This window comes from Brevundimonas naejangsanensis (genome assembly GCF_003627995.1).
Classification (GTDB): domain Bacteria; phylum Pseudomonadota; class Alphaproteobacteria; order Caulobacterales; family Caulobacteraceae; genus Brevundimonas; species Brevundimonas naejangsanensis_B.
In genome coordinates this window covers 1,700,861-1,718,485 of the sequence record NZ_CP032707.1, presented here as the reverse complement: position 1 = coordinate 1,718,485, position 17,625 = coordinate 1,700,861, and the positions used below count along the sequence as shown (strand labels likewise).

The 17,625-nt window shown below is 70.7% G+C and carries 17 protein-coding genes and 1 riboswitch; of the genes, 10 read left to right on the top strand and 7 right to left on the bottom strand.

The genetic code is table 11. From position 1 onward, the window contains the following. Positions 1 to 48: 48 nt before the first annotated feature. Together D8I30_RS08035 and D8I30_RS14735 are read right to left on the bottom strand one after the other, a co-directional pair. Positions 49 to 1,992: a TonB-dependent receptor gene (locus tag D8I30_RS08035; protein ID WP_121482286.1), complete on the bottom strand. Its 1,944-nt coding sequence runs from the start codon at positions 1,990 to 1,992 to the stop codon at positions 49 to 51. A gap of 134 nt (positions 1,993 to 2,126) precedes the next feature. Beyond that, positions 2,127 to 2,335, bottom strand: a riboswitch (cobalamin riboswitch). Positions 2,336 to 2,399: 64 nt separating this feature from the next. Then, on the bottom strand, positions 2,400 to 2,732 hold the full coding sequence (locus D8I30_RS14735) for a hypothetical protein (RefSeq protein ID WP_346426473.1): 333 nt from the start codon (positions 2,730 to 2,732) through the stop codon (positions 2,400 to 2,402). Here D8I30_RS14735 and D8I30_RS15035 point away from each other — a divergent pair. Then, positions 2,709 to 3,014, top strand: coding sequence for a hypothetical protein (locus D8I30_RS15035; protein WP_346426472.1), 306 nt, complete (start codon positions 2,709 to 2,711; stop codon positions 3,012 to 3,014). The two genes, D8I30_RS14735 and D8I30_RS15035, sit on opposite strands and share 24 nt — an antisense overlap. 29 nt (positions 3,015 to 3,043) lie before the next feature. On the opposite strand, the gene D8I30_RS14730 is transcribed toward D8I30_RS15035, so the two are convergent. Next, the gene (locus tag D8I30_RS14730; protein WP_240387178.1) at positions 3,044 to 3,400 is read right to left on the bottom strand and encodes a hypothetical protein; all 357 of its coding nucleotides are present in this window, start codon (positions 3,398 to 3,400) and stop codon (positions 3,044 to 3,046) included. Between the two features lie 2 nt (positions 3,401 to 3,402). Next, positions 3,403 to 3,789, bottom strand: coding sequence for a response regulator (locus tag D8I30_RS08025; RefSeq protein ID WP_121482284.1), 387 nt, complete (start codon positions 3,787 to 3,789; stop codon positions 3,403 to 3,405). 298 nt (positions 3,790 to 4,087) lie between these two features. Here D8I30_RS08025 and D8I30_RS08020 point away from each other — a divergent pair, with 298 nt between their 5' ends. Genes D8I30_RS08020 through D8I30_RS08010 form a run of 3 tightly spaced genes read left to right on the top strand, consistent with a single transcriptional unit; the run spans position 4,088 to position 9,057 of the window. Continuing rightward, positions 4,088 to 6,925, top strand: a complete 2,838-nt coding sequence (locus D8I30_RS08020) for a hybrid sensor histidine kinase/response regulator (RefSeq protein ID WP_121482283.1) — start codon at positions 4,088 to 4,090, stop codon at positions 6,923 to 6,925. Continuing rightward, positions 6,922 to 7,404: a chemotaxis protein CheW gene (locus D8I30_RS08015; RefSeq protein WP_121482282.1), complete on the top strand. Its 483-nt coding sequence runs from the start codon at positions 6,922 to 6,924 to the stop codon at positions 7,402 to 7,404. The genes D8I30_RS08020 and D8I30_RS08015 overlap by 4 nt, the downstream gene beginning before the upstream one ends. A gap of 57 nt (positions 7,405 to 7,461) precedes the next feature. Beyond that, a complete protein-coding gene (locus tag D8I30_RS08010; RefSeq protein WP_121482281.1) occupies positions 7,462 to 9,057 on the top strand; it encodes a methyl-accepting chemotaxis protein in 1,596 nt (531 codons plus the stop codon). A gap of 23 nt (positions 9,058 to 9,080) precedes the next feature. On the opposite strand, the gene D8I30_RS08005 is transcribed toward D8I30_RS08010, so the two are convergent. Continuing rightward, positions 9,081 to 9,917: a CheR family methyltransferase gene (locus D8I30_RS08005; protein ID WP_121482280.1), complete on the bottom strand. Its 837-nt coding sequence runs from the start codon at positions 9,915 to 9,917 to the stop codon at positions 9,081 to 9,083. Beyond that, positions 9,914 to 10,963, bottom strand: coding sequence for a chemotaxis-specific protein-glutamate methyltransferase CheB (gene cheB / locus D8I30_RS08000; protein ID WP_276118550.1), 1,050 nt, complete (start codon positions 10,961 to 10,963; stop codon positions 9,914 to 9,916). The genes D8I30_RS08005 and cheB overlap by 4 nt, the downstream gene beginning before the upstream one ends. Positions 10,964 to 11,246: 283 nt before the next feature. Here cheB and D8I30_RS07995 point away from each other — a divergent pair, with 283 nt between their 5' ends. Next, on the top strand, positions 11,247 to 12,083 hold the full coding sequence (locus tag D8I30_RS07995) for a BLUF domain-containing protein (protein ID WP_121482279.1): 837 nt from the start codon (positions 11,247 to 11,249) through the stop codon (positions 12,081 to 12,083). Positions 12,084 to 12,256: 173 nt separating this feature from the next. Next, positions 12,257 to 13,915 (top strand): PAS domain-containing hybrid sensor histidine kinase/response regulator, encoded by a 1,659-nt coding sequence (locus D8I30_RS07990; RefSeq protein ID WP_121482278.1) that lies wholly within the window; start codon positions 12,257 to 12,259, stop codon positions 13,913 to 13,915. A gap of 6 nt (positions 13,916 to 13,921) precedes the next feature. Here D8I30_RS07990 and gloB read toward each other — a convergent pair whose 3' ends face one another. After that, positions 13,922 to 14,653, bottom strand: coding sequence for a hydroxyacylglutathione hydrolase (gloB, locus tag D8I30_RS07985; RefSeq protein ID WP_121482277.1), 732 nt, complete (start codon positions 14,651 to 14,653; stop codon positions 13,922 to 13,924). A 274-nt stretch (positions 14,654 to 14,927) separates the two neighbouring features. On the opposite strand from gloB, the gene D8I30_RS07980 reads away from it, so the two are divergent. From D8I30_RS07980 to D8I30_RS07965, 4 genes are read left to right on the top strand one after another with little or no spacing between them, the layout of a single operon-like run. Further along, positions 14,928 to 15,701, top strand: a complete 774-nt coding sequence (locus tag D8I30_RS07980) for a class I SAM-dependent methyltransferase (protein ID WP_121482276.1) — start codon at positions 14,928 to 14,930, stop codon at positions 15,699 to 15,701. 10 nt (positions 15,702 to 15,711) lie between these two features. Beyond that, entirely contained in the window at positions 15,712 to 16,209 is a 498-nt protein-coding gene (locus tag D8I30_RS07975) for a SixA phosphatase family protein (RefSeq protein WP_121482275.1), read from the top strand. After that, on the top strand, positions 16,206 to 16,559 hold the full coding sequence (locus tag D8I30_RS07970; RefSeq protein WP_121482274.1) for a DUF952 domain-containing protein: 354 nt from the start codon (positions 16,206 to 16,208) through the stop codon (positions 16,557 to 16,559). Before D8I30_RS07975 ends, D8I30_RS07970 begins: the two co-directional genes overlap by 4 nt. Before the next feature lie 2 nt (positions 16,560 to 16,561). After that, a complete protein-coding gene (locus tag D8I30_RS07965; RefSeq protein ID WP_121482273.1) occupies positions 16,562 to 17,599 on the top strand; it encodes a quinone-dependent dihydroorotate dehydrogenase in 1,038 nt (345 codons plus the stop codon). Positions 17,600 to 17,625 lie beyond the last annotated feature (26 nt).

Below are 17,625 nucleotides of genomic sequence, written 5' to 3'. Positions count from 1 at the left end.
GCCCCTTCTAAACCTTCCCATCAATGGAAGGTCAAGCGCCCTGCCGGATCAGAACCGGACGCGCACGCCGCCGAAGGCGCCGCGCCCGGCCGCGCCGTAGTTCCGCACCGTCTGATATGCTTCGTCGAAGAGGTTCTCGACCCGGCCATAGACCTCCAGATGGTCGTCGATCGGATAGGAGGCGCGCAGATCGACCAGGGCGTAGGCGTCGACCTTGGCCGTATTGGCGGGGTCGTCGAACGTCTCGCCGACATAGCGGACCGAGGCGCCCGTCTTCAGCCCCGAAGCCCAGGCGTAGTCGACGGCCAGGTTGCCCATGTGCTCGGGGCGGCGCGTCAGCCGCTTGCCGTCGGCGCCGCCCGAGGCGTTCTTCGCGTCGGTCCAGGTGTAGTTGGCGCTGAGGTTCAGGCGGTCGGTGACATCGAGGCGACCGGCCAGTTCGACGCCCTGGGCCTCGGTCTTCTGGAGGTTCTGGTAGTAGCCGCCGTAGAGCTGGGCGCAGATCGGATGCGTATCGCCCGACTGGCAGTATTCATAACGGATTTCGTTGTCCGCCCGACGGTTGAAATAGGTCGCCGAGACCACGGCGCGGTCGAACAAGCGCTGTTCGACGCCGATCTCCCAGCTGTCGAATTCTTCCGGCTGCAAGGCCGGGTTGCCGTATTCGCTGTAGAGTTCATAGAGGCCCGGCGCGCGGAAGCCCTGACCCCAGCTGGCGCGCAGAATGGTGTCGCCGTCGTTAAGCGCCCAAGCCGCCGCGACCTGGCCCAGCAGGTGGTCGCCGTATTGAGCGTGGTCGTCGTAGCGCAGCCCGCCGGTCAGGGTCAGGCCCGGCAGCGCCGTCCACTGCGCCTGGACGTAGGCGCTGCTCAGTTCGGCCTCGCCGCGCCCGAAGGCCGGGTTCGGGTCCCAGTCGGCGGGCGAACGGGTCTTCATCTCGGACTTTTCATGCTCGAGGCCGAAGGTCGTGTTCAGCGCCTCGGTCACGGCGAAGGCGCCCTGATACTCCCAGCGACGGTTCCGCCCCTCGGCGTCGAAGGTCAGAGTCTGGACCGTGTTGTCCGGGTTGAAATTGCGGCGGTCGGTGTCGGTCGTCGCATAGCCGATGCGGTTGCGGAAGCGGCCGTCCAGCAGGTCGATGTTCAGCCCGGCGTAGGCGACCAGTTCCTGGGTCTTGCCGTAGTCGCGGCTGTCGCCGTTCCAGGCGTCGAAGTCGGCGCGGCCGCTGGACCAGACCGAGCGAAGGTCCAGGGACACCGCGTCGGTGAGCTTCAGGTTCAGCCGCGCCGACAGGCCGGTGTTGGCGTAGCCGTCGTCCTCGGTCCCGGTCGCATAGGCCGAGAAGCCGTCCGTCGAGTAACGGCTGGCCGCCAGGCGCCAGCTCAGGCGCTCGTCGGCGCCGCCGATCCCGCCGCGCACATAGGTCGCGCCGCGCGCGCCGGCCTCGGCGTCGAGGCTGCCTTGCAGCGCCTCGGTCGGCGCGGCGGTGACGATGTTGACCACGCCGCCGATGGCCTGGCTGCCCCACAGGGTCGACTGGGCGCCGCGCAGCACCTCGATGCGCGCCGCGTCCCCGACCAGCAGATTGCCGAAGTTGAAGCCGCCCTGGGTCGAGGACGGGTCGTTCAGCTTGACCCCGTCGATCAGGACGACGGCGTGGTGCCCCTCGGCGCCGCGGATGTGCAGGCTGCTGGCCGCGCCAGGGCCGCCGTTGCGGGTGTAGTTGACGCCCGGCGTCTGGGCCAGGAGTTCGGCCACGGCCGGGGTCTGGCGCGCCTCGATGGCGGCCTGGGTCAGGACGGCGACCGAGGCGCCGACGCGCTCGATCGGCTGGGCCGTGCGGTTGGCGGTGACGACGACGTCGGCCACCGCCGTAGCGGCGGCGCGGCCCGCCACGTCGGGCGCGGCGGCCTGCTGGTCAATTTCGGCGAAGGCGGGAGCGGCGGCCAGGAGGCTGGCGGCGGCCAGGGCGGCGAAGGCGGTCCGGTTCATTCCGGTTCTCCATATGACGACGCCGCGCCGGACCGACCCGCGCCCGGCATGAGCGAAGGCGGCCGCTGACGCGGCTGGGTTTACGACTGTCGTCACACGAGTTGCCTCGACCGCCCGGCACATCCCGACCGCGCGGAGAACGACGGCGACAGGCAGGTCTCCTGGCTCGCGGATCAAGGCCGGTGCGCGTCGCCTTCCCAGGGGTCTTTCGGGCCGTGGCCGTTCGGACCGCCAGTGGCGTATGACGCGCGGGCTAGCCGCTTACAGTTGCGGGAACAGCCGGAGCTTCGAACTCCGTTCCCTTTCAATCCCCTTGCGGGGAACCTGACGCGACCGTGGCGATAGGACCGTGCGCGGCCGAGGTCAACCGAAGGCGACGCGATGCGCTCGCGCGGGACGCCCGGCGCCTAGCCGCAGAACGGCGTGACGGATACGCGCAGGCCGATGGTTCGCGGCTGCAGCGGCGTGGTAGTCAGCGCTTCAGGCAGGCGGAAGGGGTAGCCGAAGGCGAAGGTGTTCGCCTCCGTGTTCAGCGGATTGGTCACGAAGGCCTCGGCGCGCCAGGCCGTGGTCTCCAGCGCCATGGTCAGGCGGGCGGTCGCATAGTCGCCCATGCGGTGCCGCCCTTCGCCGTCGAAGGTCAGCCGCGACGGCCCGACGTAGGCCGCCCAGCCGTCGACCGCCAGGTCCAGTCGGTCCGTGACGGGTCGTCGCCAATGGACGTTCAGGTTGGCGGACACGGCCGGCACGCCCGGCAGGCCGGCGTCTTCCTTGACCTGCGCGGCGGCTTCGTTCCGTCGGACCAGTCGAGGATGGGCCAGCAGGGCGTTGCCGCGAAACTCGAGGTTCTGCAGGGGCCGCCAGTTCGCCTCGATCTCCAGGCCGGTGTTGGCGCCGTCGCCGACATTCGCGGCGTACGACAGGCCGCTGGGCAGAAATTGATCGCTTCGCGCACGCCCTGGGCGGGGATGTTGAAGATTCCGTGCAAGACTCTCTACGACAAGCTGAGCGCCACGGGCTAAAGCCCGCCGACTTCCGCGGCTTAGGACCTTCAGCCGTCGCCGCCCGCGAGCCAGGCGTCGACCTGCGCCTGATCGAGCCCCAGGCCGGGCGCTGCGGGGCCGTTCAGCAGGGCATCCCGCGTCTCGACGGCCCCGCCGAGAGGCGCCGGGACGCAGGCGGAGCGCAGCCCGGTCAGCCGCTGGCCGATCAGGTCCTCGAACGCGCAGGCTTCCAGCACGCCGAGCCACCCCGCCTCGATCCGCGACAGGGCGTCGCCGTCGCCGTCGCGCGCCCGGCCGACGTCGACCAGCCCGGCCTCCGCCGCCGCCATCAACCGCTCCGCCGCCGCCGACAGATCCTGCCGGATCGCGGCGATCGCCTCATCGAGCCCGTCCGCTTCGGCCATCGTCAGAACTCGCCCAGGACGGCGGTCAGCTTCTGCTTCAGCACGGCGTGGGTGAAGGGCTTGATTATGTAGTTGTTCACCCCCGCCTGGCGCGCCGCGATGACGTTCTCGATCTTGGCCTCGGCGGTCACCAGGACGAAGGGCAGAGACTTGGTCTTCGGATCGGCGCGCACCGCCTTCAACAGTTCGAAGCCCGTCATCGGCGCCATGTTCCAGTCCGACAGGACCAGGCCGTAGCCCCCGGCGCCGATCATCGACAGGGCGGTGGGCCCGTCGGTCGCCTCGTCCACATTATGGAATCCGAGCTGGTTCAGCAGCCCTCTCACGATCCGCACCATCGTCTTGTAGTCGTCGACGACCAGGATCTTCATCGACTTGTCGACAGCCATACTTCCCTCACCCCCGTGATCAGTGGAGCTCATCGAAGCGCGATACCGTCAACAAATTCTGGATATTGATTTAAATCAAAGACCAAAACGCCTTATGGCGACTCTTAAAAATACACCCTAGGCGTATTTATATACACAAATCTATGTATTTGATGCACGTAATACACATCTAGATTGATATCTAAATTATTTTATTGTTACAAATTTGCACCGCTCCTTGACGACTAACTGTATCAATCAAAACGAATCTTAGATAACGACCCTATTCCATGCATTCGTTCGCTGGGCAGGAGGGGCCGTGGACGAGGTTCTGAGCGACTTCATCGCCGAGACGCGCGAAGGGCTCGAGGCGCTCGACAGCGAGTTGGTGCGCTTCGAGCGCAATCCGCGCGATCCCGAGCCTCTGGCCGGCGTCTTCCGCCTGATGCACACCATCAAGGGCGCCTGTGGCTTCATCGGCCTCGTGCGGCTGCAGCGCATCGCCCACGCGGCGGAAGAGGTGCTGGGCGGATTTCGCGACGGCTCCGTGTCCGTCAGCGCCGCCGCCGTCACCACCATCCTGGAGTCGGTGGACGTGATCCGCGGCCTGATCGACGCTCTGGACGCCACCGGCGAGGAGCCGGCGGGCGAGGACGCCGCGCTCATCACCCGCCTGGAGGCCGCCTGCGCCGCAGCCGCCGCGCCGCGCCCGGCGCCGCACCTGCCTGAGAGCGCACCGATCGAGCGCCCCTTGGTCGAGCGCCCTCTCATCGAGCGCCTAGGCGGCGACGCCGTGCTGGACGCGGCCGCCGAGGCCGCCGCCCCGGCGCTGCTGACCGAGCCCTGGCTGGGCGGGGCCGACCCCGTCCTGCTGCAGGCGGCGTTGCTGCAGGGCCTGCTGGGCGCGGCGCGGGGCGGCGACGCCTCGGCCCTGGCCCGAGCGCTAGAGGACATCGCCCACGTCCGACTGCCGGACGAGATGCGCGCGCCCCTGTTCGAGGCCGTCGCCGCCGCCCTGGACGCCCTGGGAGCCGCCCCCGACGACGTGGCCGAGCTGCGCGCCTGCGCCGGCGCCGCTGCGCCGCCGCCGCCCCCCGCGCCGCCGCCGACCGAAGCCGCGCCATCAACGCCGGCCGGCGCGGGCAAGTCGGCCGCCACCATCCGCATCAACGTCGAAGTCCTGGAGCAGCTGATGCGCTCGGTCAGCGAACTGGTGCTGATCCGCAACCAGATGATCCAGACCCTGCGCCAGGAGCCGGAAAGCCCGTTCAAGGCCCCGCTGCATCGCCTCAACCAGGTGACCAGCGAGATCCAGGAAAAGGTCATGGTCTCGCGGATGCAGCCGATCGGCGGCGCCTGGGCCAAGCTGCCGCGTCTGGTGCGCGACCTGGAGAACGAACTGGGCAAGCGCATCGAGCTGCGCATGTCCGGCCAGGAGACCGAGCTGGACCGGCAGGTCATGGAGCTGATCCGCGACCCGCTGACCCACATGATCCGCAACGCCGCCGACCACGGCCTGGAGACGCCGGAGCAGCGCCGCGCCGTCGGCAAGCGCGAGGTCGGGCGCATCACCCTGTCGGCGCGCCACGAAGGCGGGGCCATCGTCATCGAGGTGGCCGACGACGGCCGCGGCCTGTCGGTGGCCCGCCTGCGGGCCAAGGCGGCGTCCCTCGGCCTGCTGAGCCCCGCGGAGGCCGAGCAGATCAGCGACGCCGAGGCGATGCAGCTGATCTTCCGCGCCGGTTTCTCGACCGCCTCCCAGGTCACCAGCGTCTCCGGCCGCGGCGTCGGCATGGACGTGGTCCGCGCCAACATCGAACAGATCGGCGGCGTGATCGAACTGACGTCCAAGGAGGGCCAGGGGGCCTGCTTCACCGTCCGCATCCCCCTGACCCTGGCCATCGTCTCGGCCCTGATCGTCGAGGCGGGCGGCGTGCGTTTCGCCCTGCCCCAGTCGTCGATCATGGAGCTGGTCAACGCCGGCGACGCCTCGGGCCGCAGCATCGAACAGATCGACGGCGCCCCCGTCCTGCGCCTGCGCGAGCGGCTGCTGCCGCTGGTGTCGCTGCGGCGGCTGCTCAAGCTGGACGACGACGGCCCGCCCGCCGCGACCAGCGAGACCTGCATCGTCGTCACCCATTTCGGCGCCTGCGCCTTCGGCGTCATTGTCGACCGCGTCTTCGACATCGAGGAGATCGTGGTCAAGCCGGTGGCCGGGGTGCTGCGCCACCTCAACCTCTACTCGGGCGCGACCATCCTCGGCGACGGGGCGGTCATCCTGATCCTGGACCCCAAGGGCGCCGCGCGCGCCGCGGGCGTCGAACAAGTCGCCGGCCGCCTAGCGGAGCCCGACGCGGACGCGTCCCGAACGGCCGAGGCGCCGCCGCCGAAGGAGGAGGCCATGCTGCTGTTCCGCGCCTCGGACCCGACCCTGCGGGCGGCCCCCCTGGCCGCCGTATCGCGCATCGAAGAGATCGAGTCCGCCCAGGTCGAACGGGTCGAAGGCCGCGCCGTCATGCGCTATCGCGGCCGTCTGATGCCGATCCTGGGGGCCGACGGGCGCGCCCCGGACTGGTCCGGCCCCGGCCGCCGCCCCCTGCTGGTGCTCGCGCGCGGCGAGCAGAGCCTGGGCCTGCTGATCGAAGAGATCGTGGACATCGTCGACGCCTGCGCCCCGCCCGAGATCGGCCGGGCGGGCGGGCTGACCCTGGGCAGCCTGATCGTGCTCGACCAGGCCGCCGACCTGATCGACGTCGACGCCTATCGTCGCCGGGCCTTCGACGTCGCGGCCACGGCCGAGGCGGGCGCGGTCGCCGCCGTGAAACGCCTGCTGATCATCGACGCCAGTCCCTTTTCCCAGATGCTGTTGCGCCCGCTGCTCGCCCAGACCGGCTACGTCGTGACCGTGGTCCCGGACGCCGAGGGGGCCCTGGCCCGCCACGACGCCGGCGAGGACTTCGACCTGATCCTGGCCGATCTGCAACCCGGCCGCGCGCGCGCCTTCGCCCGCATCCTGGCCGGCGCCGACCGATGGCGCGCGACCCCGCTGCTGAGCCTGGGCCGGCTCGACGGGCCCGACGGCGGCCCGGCGCTGGACGCCGCCCTGCTGCTGGACGCCGTGTCCGACGCCCTGACGCCCGAGAGCGCGGCGGCATGAGCGCCCCGGACGCGACCGCCGAGGCCGGACTGGTCTCGGTCCAGATCGGCGGCCAGACCTTCGGCGTGCCGGTGCTGGAGGTGCAGGACGTGATCGCCCAGACCGCGATCAGCCGCATCCCCCTGGCCCCGCCCGAGATCGCCGGCTCCCTGAACCTGCGCGGGCGCATCGTCACCGCCGTGGACATGCGCCGCCGCCTGGGCCTGCCGCCCCCGGCCGCCCTTCAGGAAGACGGCGGCGTCTCCGTCATCGTCGAACAGGCCTCGGGCGAGCTTTACGCCCTGATGGTCGACGACGTCGGCGACGTGCTGTGGCTGCCGCCCTCGGCGCACGAACCCACCCCGTCGACCCTGTCGCCCGCCTGGCGACGCCTGTGCGACGGCCTCTATCGGCTGGAGGACCGGCTGATGCTGGTGCTGCGCACCCAGGCCGTCCTGGCGCTGGACGACCCGCCGCCCGGCGACGGCCCCGCCGCCTGACTTCGACCATCCCGTCCCCGCGCCAGCGGCGCGCCCCCTCATCCACGGAGACCGATCATGACCAGCGGCACAGCGGCGCGCAGCGCCCGCCCCCTCGACCAAGACGGCAAGGCGCCCGCCGCCTGGACGCCCGACTTCCGGCGTCTTCTGGACGACGCCCCCGTCAACGTCATGATCTGCGACCTGGTCGACTTCCGCATCGCCTACGCCAACAAGGCCACCCTGGCGACGCTGCGCACGATCGAACACGTCCTGCCGATCCGCGCGGACCAGCTGGTCGGCGCCTCCATCGACGTCTTTCACAAGAACCCCGCCCACCAGCGCCGGATGCTGGCCGACCCGGCCAACCTGCCGCACCGCGCGACCATCGAGATCGGCGGCGAGCACCTGGAGCTGCTGGTCAGCGCGGTGACGGACAGCAAGGGGCGCTATGTCGCCGCCATGACGACCTGGTCGCTGCAGACCGCGCGCGTCAAGGCCGAGCGGGACAACCAGCGCCTGTTGCGGATGCTGGACGACATGCCCCTGAACGTCATGCTGTGCGAGCCGGAGGAGCTGCGGCTGACCTATGTGAACCGGCGCTCGGTCGAGACCCTGCGCCCACTGCAGCACCTTCTGCCGGTCGCGGTCGACCAGATGATCGGCCAGTCGATCGACATCTTCCACAAGCATCCCGAGCACCAGCGCCGCCTGCTGGCCGATCCGTCGCGCCTGCCGCACCGGGCGCTGATCCAGCTGGGCGAGCACAGGCTGGACCTCAACATCGCCGCCGTGCGAACGCCCGAGGGCGCAATCTCGGGCCTGATGCTGACCTGGGCGGTCGTGACCGAACAGGTGCGCTTCATCGACCGCGTCAACGACTTCAGCCAGGACGTCGCCGGGGCCGCCGCCGCCCTGAGCCGCATGGCGGAAGGCATGGCCGGCAGCGCCGAGGAGACCAACAGCCAGGCCTCGGCCGTGGCCGTCGCCTCCGACGAGGCCTCGTCCAACGTCCAGACCGTGGCCGCCGCGGCCGAGGAGCTGTCGGCCTCGATCCAGGAGATCACCCGCCAGGTCGAGCAGTCCAGCAGCATCTCGCGCCACGCGGTCGAGGAGGCCCTGTCCACCGACGAGACCATGCGCGGCCTGGCCGACTCGGCCGAGCGGGTCGGCGAGGTCGTCGGCCTGATCCAGGAGATCGCCGCCCAGACCAAGCTGCTGGCCCTGAACGCCACCATCGAGTCCGCCCGCGCGGGCGAGGCGGGCAAGGGCTTCGCCGTCGTCGCCTCGGAGGTGAAGAACCTGGCCGACCAGACGGCCCGCGCCACCAAGCAGATCGCCGATCAGGTCAGCTCGATCCAGAAGGCCAGCCAGGCCGCCGTCAGCGCCATCGAGAGCATCCGCCGCACCATCGAGCGCGCCAGCGAAGCCTCCTCCGCCATCGCCAGCGCGGTCGAGGAACAGGGCGCCGCGACGCAGGAGATCACCCGCAACGTCCAGGAAGCGGCCATGGGCACGCGCGAGGTCTCGGCCAACATCGTCGCCGTGACCGCCGCCGCCTCGGACAACGCCCAGGCCGCCACCGACATGCTGGCGGCGACGGCGAACCTGACGGACAAGGCGCGCGAGCTGGACGTGCTGCGCGCCGAGATCGAAGCCTTCATGCGGGCCTAGGGCCGCGCCGCCGTCCGCGTCGCTCAGGCGATGCGGGCGCGCTCGCCGACAGGGCGGCGGAACAGGCCCGCCGCGCCCGGCGTCAGTTCGAAGGCGTCGGTGACGCCCAGCACCGTCTCGGCGCTGCCCAGGAACAGGGCGCCGTCCTCGGCCAGGGCGCGCGCCATCCCTTGCAGCACCGTCCGCTTCTGCTCGACGTCGAAATAGATCAGGACGTTGCGGCAGAAGATCACGTCGAATCCGCCCGGAAAGCCGCCGTCCAGCAGGTTGTGCGGGCGAAAGCCGACCAGGGCGCGCAGGTCCGGGCTGACCCGCCAGCCCTGCTCCTCGCGCACGAACCAGCGCTCGCGCCGGGCGTCGGTCAGGCCGCGCCGAACCTCGAAGTCGCTGTAGAGGCCCGCCTCGGCCTTCTTCAAGATCGACCGCGACAGATCGGTGGCCGTGATCTCCAGCCGCCAGCCGGCCAGCCGCGCGCCCATCTCCTTCAGCAGGATGGCGATGGAATAGGGCTCCTGGCCGCTGGAGCAGGCGGCGCACCAGATCCGCAGCGTCCGCGTCGCCGCCCGCGCCTCGACCAGCCGCGGCAGCACCCGCCCGGCCAGCAGGTCGAACGGCGTGCCGTCACGGAAGAAGAAGGACTCATGCGTCGCCATCGCCTCGACGCAGCGGACCAGCAGCGGCTCGACCGACGGCCCGCCCAGGCGCAGCCGCTCCAGCAGCTGCGGCACCCCCGACAGCCCCTCGGCGCGCGCCACCTGGTTCAGCCGGCTCTCGACCAGGTAGCCCTTGTGCGGGGTCAGGACGAGGCCCGAGCGATCCTTCACCAAACGGCAGAAATGCTCGAAATCCGGCCCGGTCACGCCCCCGCCTCCGTCGTGCGCCGCAGCCACGGCCCGATCTCGTCCAGCGGCAGGACGGCCTCGGCCAGCCCCGTCGCCGCCGCCGCCGCCGGCATGCCCCAGACCGCGCTGGTGGCCTGGTCCTGGGCGATGAAGCGGCCGCCGGCGCGCGCCACCGCCTCGCAGCCCGCCGCCCCGTCGGCCCCCATCCCCGTCAGGATCGCCGCCAGGGCCCCGTCGCCATAGACGGTCGCCAGGCTGCGCAGCATGGGGTCCACCGCCGGACGGCAGAAATGCTCGGGCGCGGTCTGGTCCAGGCGGATGATCGGCGAGGTCGGCCCGTTCTCCACCGTCATGTGCCAGCCGCCCGGCGCGACATAGATGCGGCCCGGCAGGACCGGCTCGCCGTCCCGCCCCTCGGCGCAGGGCCGCCCCGCCGCGCGCTCGATCTGTTCGGCCAGCAGGGCGGTGAAGGTGGCGGGCATATGCTGGGCCACCAGGATGGGCTGCCGGCCGCTGCCGCCCTGCAGGGCCCGGAACAGTCCGAGCAGGGCGGGCGGCCCGCCGGTCGAGGCGCCGATGCCCAGCGCGCGCACCAGGCGCGGCCGACCGCCTCCGTCACGAAGCCCGAGACCGCCGATCCGGCGCGGCGACGCGGCCGGGACCGTCGGCCGGGGGCCGCGCGACGCGGCCAGCGCCTTCACCCTGGCGATCAGGTCGCGGCCGAACTCGGCGGCGGCGGCGATGCCGGCCTCGGGCTTGGTCACATAGTCGGCGGCGCCGATCCGCAGGGCCTCCAGACTGATCTCGGCGTTTCGCCGCGTCAGGGTCGACACCATGACCACCTTGACCGCCGGGTGGTCGACCACGATCCGCCGCAGCGCCTCCAGCCCGCCCATGATCGGCATCTCGACGTCCAGCAGGACGACGTCCACCGTGCGTTGTCCCAATTCGCGCAGTGCCGCCTCGCCGTTCGTCGCGGTCGCCGCCACCTCAAGCCCAGGCTCCGCCTCCAGCAGACGCCGGACGACCCCGCGCACCACCGCGGAATCGTCGACGATCATCACTTTGATCGCCTGTGAGGCGTTCCCCATTGCCTTCACCTCCTAACAGCGTCACTGCAACGCTCGATCCAAATATCGCCTAGGCAGAAAGCACCTAACTTCGCGAATGAAGATCAATAATCGAAGTTACGACTCAAATCGTGACAACATAGAGTTAATGTCGAGAGGAGGGGCAACAGCATCGACAATCTCATTTGTTCGCAACAAGCTACAAAATGTAGAAGTTTTGTCGCCACAAATGCATATAATTACACCTTGAGTGCAATAAAATAGTTTCGATAGCAACATGTCCTTCAACATACTAACCCTGACCGGCGAACAGATTCGCGCGGCGCGCGCGCTCTCCAGAATCGAGCAAGCCGAACTGGCGCGGCGATCAAGCCTCAGCCTGGAGACCATCAAGCGGCTGGAACGCATCCGCGGCCCCGTGGACGCCAATGCCCGCACCCTGCGCGCCATCCAGGAGGCCTTCGCGGCCCTGGGCGTCCGGTTCGCCGGCGACGGCGGCGGCCAGGTCGGGGTTCTTCGCGATGCGGCCGAGGCCCAGCCCGCGCCGCGCCGCGCCGCGCCCGACGCGGACGCCGACCTGCACCGCCTGATCTACCACAGCCGGATCGAGAGAACCGGCGAGGGCAGCCTGCGCCCGATGCTGGCCTACATCCACTCCGAAGCCCTGGCCCTGCACGCCGGCCTCGGCATCACGGGCATCATCTTCGCCCGGGAAGGCCACCTGCTGCAGGCCCTCGAAGGCGACCGGGCCAGCGTGCACCAGGCCTATCGCGCCATCAGCTGCTATCCCCAACACCGGGACCTTCGCCTGCTGGAGGATCGCTCCATCACGCGGCGCCAGTTCCCGGAATTCAGCTTCTGCTGCGGCCTGTTCCCTTCGGACATCCAGCTGACGGCGGGCGAACCCGCCTTTCAGGGCGAGTTCCAACCGGCCGCGCTGACGCCGAACGCGGCGGCGGGCCTGCTCGGCCTGGCGCAGGATCTTCAGCGGATGGCGCCGCGCAACGCCCGCGGCGCACCCGGCGCCTGCCCCTTGGCGGCGACCTGCATGGACTCCACCTGCAGCGGCGGACCACATCCGCCGGCAAGCGCCATTGCCCCTCAGGCGCATTGAAAGACAGCAGGAGGCCAACTTTCATTACTGGACAGATAATCTTTTGATTTAGAACAATTTAATTTCGAAAATCAGCCGAACAAAGCTCTCAAACCGACGAAATCCCAGTAAGCTTGACGGCGGACGGAGCGCTGGATCCGTCCGCAGAGGAAACCGGTCGGAGGGGCTCGCCCATGACACATGGCCATCACCTCGGCAGAGCGGGCGCCCGCGACGCCCGCTCGCGCTGGCGCCACGCCCGGAGCGCCCTGACCCGGAGCCTGGCGGTTCAGGCCGGCCTGCCCGAAACCCTGGAGGACATCCTCAGCAGCATCCTGAACATCTCGTCCGAGGGGATCATCGTCGCGGACCAGGATCAGCGGATCCTGCTGTTCAGCAAGGGGGCCGAGGCCATCTTCGGCTATTCGGCCTCCGAGGCCCTGGGCCAGTCCATCGACATGCTCATCCCGCACGACAGCCGCCAGGCGCACCGGCAGCGCGTCCAGGGCTTCGCCGCGGGGGCCATCCTCAGCCGCCGCATGGGCAATCGCCAGGACATCACCGGCCTGACCAAGGACGGCCGCCTGACGCCGATCGAGGTCGGCCTGTCGAAGGTGACGACGCGCAGCGGCATGATCTACACGGCCATCATCCGCGACATCTCGGACCGCGTGGCGACCGAGGCCGCGCTGAATCAGGCCGTCAGCGACGCCATCGCCGCCAACGCCGCCAAATCGGCCTTCCTGGCCGCCATGAGCCATGAGGTCCGCACGCCGCTGAACGGCGTTCTGGGCATGGCGCAGGCCATGGCCCGCGACCCTCTGTCGCCCAAGCAGGCGGAGCGGCTCGACATCATCCGCCGGTCGGGCGAGAGCCTGCTGGGCACGCTCAACGACATGCTCGACCTGTCCAAGATCGAAGCCGGCAAGCTCGAGATCGAGATGCTGGAGTTCGACCTCGGCGCGCTGATCGAGGGCGCCTGCGAGACCTTCTCGGCCCTGGCTGCGCAAAAAGGGCTGACGTTCGAGGCCCGCATCGCGCCCCAGGCCCAGGGCGCCTACGTCGGCGATCCCCTGCGGCTGCGCCAGGTGCTCAACAACCTGATCTCGAACGCCGTCAAATTCACCGAGCGCGGCCGGGTCGAGGTCGCCGTCGACCGCGAGGACGGCCGCCTGATCATCGCGGTCAGGGACACCGGCATGGGGATATCCCCCGAGATCCGCGACCGGCTTTTCAGCAAGTTCGAGCAAGGCGACCTCGCCGTCACCCGCCGCCACGGCGGCACGGGGCTGGGCCTGGCCATCTGTCAGGACCTGGTGCGGCTGATGGGCGGCGACATCGCCGCCTGCGACACCCCGGTCGGGGCCGGTGCGACCTTCACCGTGCGCCTGCCCCTCGAACACGTCGGCGAGGTGCCGCCCCTGCCGGACCTGGCCGAGGAGGCTGTGGAGGCCGCGCACGCCGCGTCGGTGCGCCTGCTGGTGGCCGAGGACAATCGCGCCAATCAGCTCGTCATCGACACCCTGCTGCGACAGGCGGGCATCGCGCCGGTCATCGTCCCCGATGGCCGGGCGGCCGTGTCGGCCTGGGAGGACCAGCCCTGGGACCTGATCCTGATGGACGTGCAGATGCCCGAGATGGACGGCCCGACGGCCACCTCGATCATCCGGCGGCGCGAACTGGACCGGGGGCAGGCGCGCACGCCGATCCTCGCCCTGACGGCCAACGCCATGGATCATCAGCTCGCGGAGTATCGACAGGCGGGCATGGACGGCCTGGTGGCCAAGCCCATCGAGGTCGACAAGCTCTTCGCGGCGATCTTCGACGTGATCAACGCCCGGTCCGCCGCCTGAGCGGCCCTATCCCCTGAAGGCGTCCTTGGCCGCCCGCCGCGCGGCGAAGTCGGCGACGTCGCGGGCGCGCAGGAAGGGGTTGAAGCGGCGCTCGGCGCCGACGGTGGTCGGCACGGTCGGCTCGCCCCGGTCGCGCGCGGCGAACACGGCCTCGGCGTGCGCCTTCAGCGCCGCGTCGGCGTCGGGCAGGGACAGGGCGAAGCGCGCGTTGGCGGCGGTGTATTCGTGGGCGCAGTAGAGCGTCGTCGCCTCGGGCCAGGCGGCGATGCGGTTCAGGCTGTCCCACATCTGCTGCGGCGTGCCCTCGAACAGCCTCCCGCAGCCCAGGGCGAAGATGACGTCGCCGACGAAGGCCAGCCTCGCCTCGGCCGCGTGATAGACCACATGACCCAAGGTGTGGCCCGGCGACAGCACCACGTCGAAGGCCGTCTGGCCCAGGCGCACCGCCTCGCCGTCGACCAGGACGTGATCCAGCGGCGCGGCACGGCGCACCTCCTCCGGCCCGGCGATGTCGCAGCCCGTCTCGGCCTTCAGCCGTTCGTTGCCGCCGGTGTGGTCGGGGTGCCAGTGGGTGTTCAGGATCAGGTCCAGCCGCCCCCAGCCCGAGGCCTCCAGATCGTCCAGGATCGCCTCGGCGTCCGGCGTGTCGATAGTCGCGACCAGACCCGTCGCCTCGTCGCGGATCAGGTAGCCGTAGTTGTCGGACAGGCAGGGGAACTGGCGAACGGTCAAGGTCATGGGCGGTCTCCGATCTGGCGGCATCCTAGCAGGGCCAGAAGGAAAGGCGCCAACGCCTCCGCCGCCCGCTCCTTCCTGCCGTCACCCCCGGCCTTGTGCCGGGGATCCAGAGACTCCACGCGCGATGGGTTTGCGCGGCGTCCCAAATCTCGAGGTCGCGCATCTGGATTCTCAGCACAAGGCCGAGAATGACGCGTGTGCAGCGTCCGCCGGGATGAACGGAGATTGGGCGTGAAAGGCCGACATTCCGCGCAAAATCAGCCATACTGGCCCCATGCGCCGCAGCATCGACGATCTACGGACTTTCTACGGCGAACCGACGGGGGCGCTGGCGCGGCGCATGCTGGCGCGGCGGCTCGAGGACGCCTGGGGCGCGGCCAACGGCTGCGACGTGCTGGGCCTGGGCTACGCCACGCCCTGGCTGGACGGCTTCGTCGGCGCGCGCCGGGCAGTCGCCGCCATGCCGGGCGGACAGGGGGCCGAGCAGTGGGCGGCGGCGGGGCGCAACCGCACCGTCCTGGTCGACGACCGGCGCCTGCCCTTCGCGGCGGGGACCTTCGACCGCATCCTGCTGGTCCATGCGCTGGAGGAGGCGGACGATCCGCAAGGCCTGCTGGCCGAGGCGGTACGCGTCCTGGCTCCGGCGGGGCGCATCATCCTGGCGGCGGCGGCGCGCGGCGGCATGTGGGCGCGGGCCGAGACCACCCCCTTCGGCCACGGCCGTCCCTTCACCCGCGGCCAGCTGGAACGGCTGGTGCGCGAAGTCGGGCTGGAGCCCGCCGCCTGGTCCCAGGCCCTCTATGTCCCGCCCTGGCGGCCGATGCTGCCCCTGGCCGACGGACTGGAGCAGATCGGCCCCAAGCTGTTCCCCGGCGCCGCCGGCCTGATCATGCTGGAGGCCTCGCGCCGGGCCTACGCCCGGGTGCGGCCCAACGGCCTGGCCCAGGCGGTCCTGGCCGGGCGCCCGTCCCTGACCCCCTCGCCCGCCGCGCGCGATCACGCGCCCGATCACGCGCCGCCTATGGGCGCCGCGCGCAAACAGCCTTAAAGCCAGCCCCATGCAGCGACTGATCCTGATGCGTCACGCCAAGGCCGAGGCCTCGGCGCCGGGCGGCGACGTGGACCGAGCCCTGAGCGAGCGCGGCCGCCGCGACGCGGCCGCCATGGGCCGCGCCCTGGCCGAGCGAGGGCTGAAGCCGGACATGGCCCTGGTCTCGGGCGCGCGCCGCACGCGCGACACCTGGGACGCGGTCAGCGAGTTTTTCGGCGACGTCGACCTGCGCGTCGCCGACGCCCTCTACAACGCCTCCGCCGACACCCTGCGCCGCGCCGTCGAGGCGGCCGAGGACGAAGCGGGCTGCCTGCTGCTGATCGCGCATAATCCCGGGGTGCATCAGCTGGCGGTCGACTATCTGATCGAGAGCGCCGCCTCCCCTTCCGTCCTCGACAAGCTGAGCGGCGGCTTTCCCACGGCGGCGGCGGCGGTGTTCCGCGTCGATGTCGCCGGACGCCCCTCCTATGAAGGCTGGCTGACGCCCGAGGCCCTGCAAGCATGACCGACCTGCCCGACGTCGCCTTCAAGATCCTGAGCCGCGCCGACTGGCGCGCCGCCCTGGCCGAGGGCCGCTACGACGGCTCGGCCGTGGACCTGGCCGACGGCTACATCCACCTGTCCGCCGCCGATCAGCTGGAAGCCACGGCGGCCAAGCATTACGCCGGCCAGACCGAGCTGATGCTGGTCGAGGTCGACCTGACGGCCCTGGGCGAGGACCTGATCTGGGAGCCGTCGCGCGGCGGCGCCCTGTTCCCCCACATCTACGGCCCCCTGCCGACTTCGGCGACGCGGGGCGCGCGGGGCCTGTCGGTGACGGCCGACGGCCGCATGATCCTGGAAGAGACCGCCTGAGCATGAGCCTGACCGACTTCGGCGCCTGGGCGCTGCGCCAACTGGATCCCGAGACGGCCCACCGCCTGGCTATCCGCGCCCTGCAGGTCACGCCCCTGCCCGCGCCGGGCGCCGACGACCCGATCCTGAAGACCCGCATCGCGGGGCTGGAGATGTCCAACCCCGTCGGCCTGGCCGCCGGCCTGGACAAGAACGGCGAAGCCCTGGAGGGCCTGTCGCGCCTGGGCTTCGGCGCGGTGGAGTGCGGCTCGGTCACGCCGCGCGCCCAACCGGGCAACCCCAGGCCGCGCCTGTTCCGCCTGTCCGAGGACCGGGCCATCATCAACCGGATGGGCTTCAACAACGAAGGGCTGGAGCCGTTCGCCGCCCGCCTGGCGCGCCGCCCCAAGCGCACGGCCATCGGCGCCAACCTGGGCGCCAACAAGGATACCGAGGACAAGGCCGCCGACTATGTGGCGGGGCTGAAGCGCCTGGCGGGCCTGGCCGACTATTTCACCGTCAACATCTCCTCGCCCAACACGCCGGGCCTGCGCGCCCTGCAGGGGCGCGAGGCGCTGGACGACCTGCTGGGCCGCATCCATGAGGCCCGCCCGGCCGACGGCGCGCCCGTCTTCCTGAAGATCGCGCCCGACCTGATCGGCGAGGAGATCGGCATGATCGTCGAGGCGTCCCTGGCCCACGGCGTCGACGCCCTGATCGTGTCCAACACCACGCTGGAGCGGCCCGCCTCCCTGCGCTCGCCCTTCGCGGGCGAAGCCGGGGGCCTGTCCGGCGCGCCGCTGAAGCCCATCGCCCTGCGCGCCCTCCAAGCCGCCGCCGAGGCCTCGTCCGGGCGGCTGCCGCTGATCGCGGTCGGCGGCATCGCCGACGGCGCCGACGCCTATGAACGCATCCGCGCGGGCGCCTCGGCGGTGCAGGTCTATTCCGCCCTGATCTACGAAGGGCCGGGCCTGGTCGGCCGGATCAAGCGCGATCTGGCCTCCCGCCTGCGCGCCGACGGATTTTCCAGCGTGGCCGAGGCCGCCGCCTCGGCGCGTTGACGGAGCATTAGGTCTCCGCGGCCATG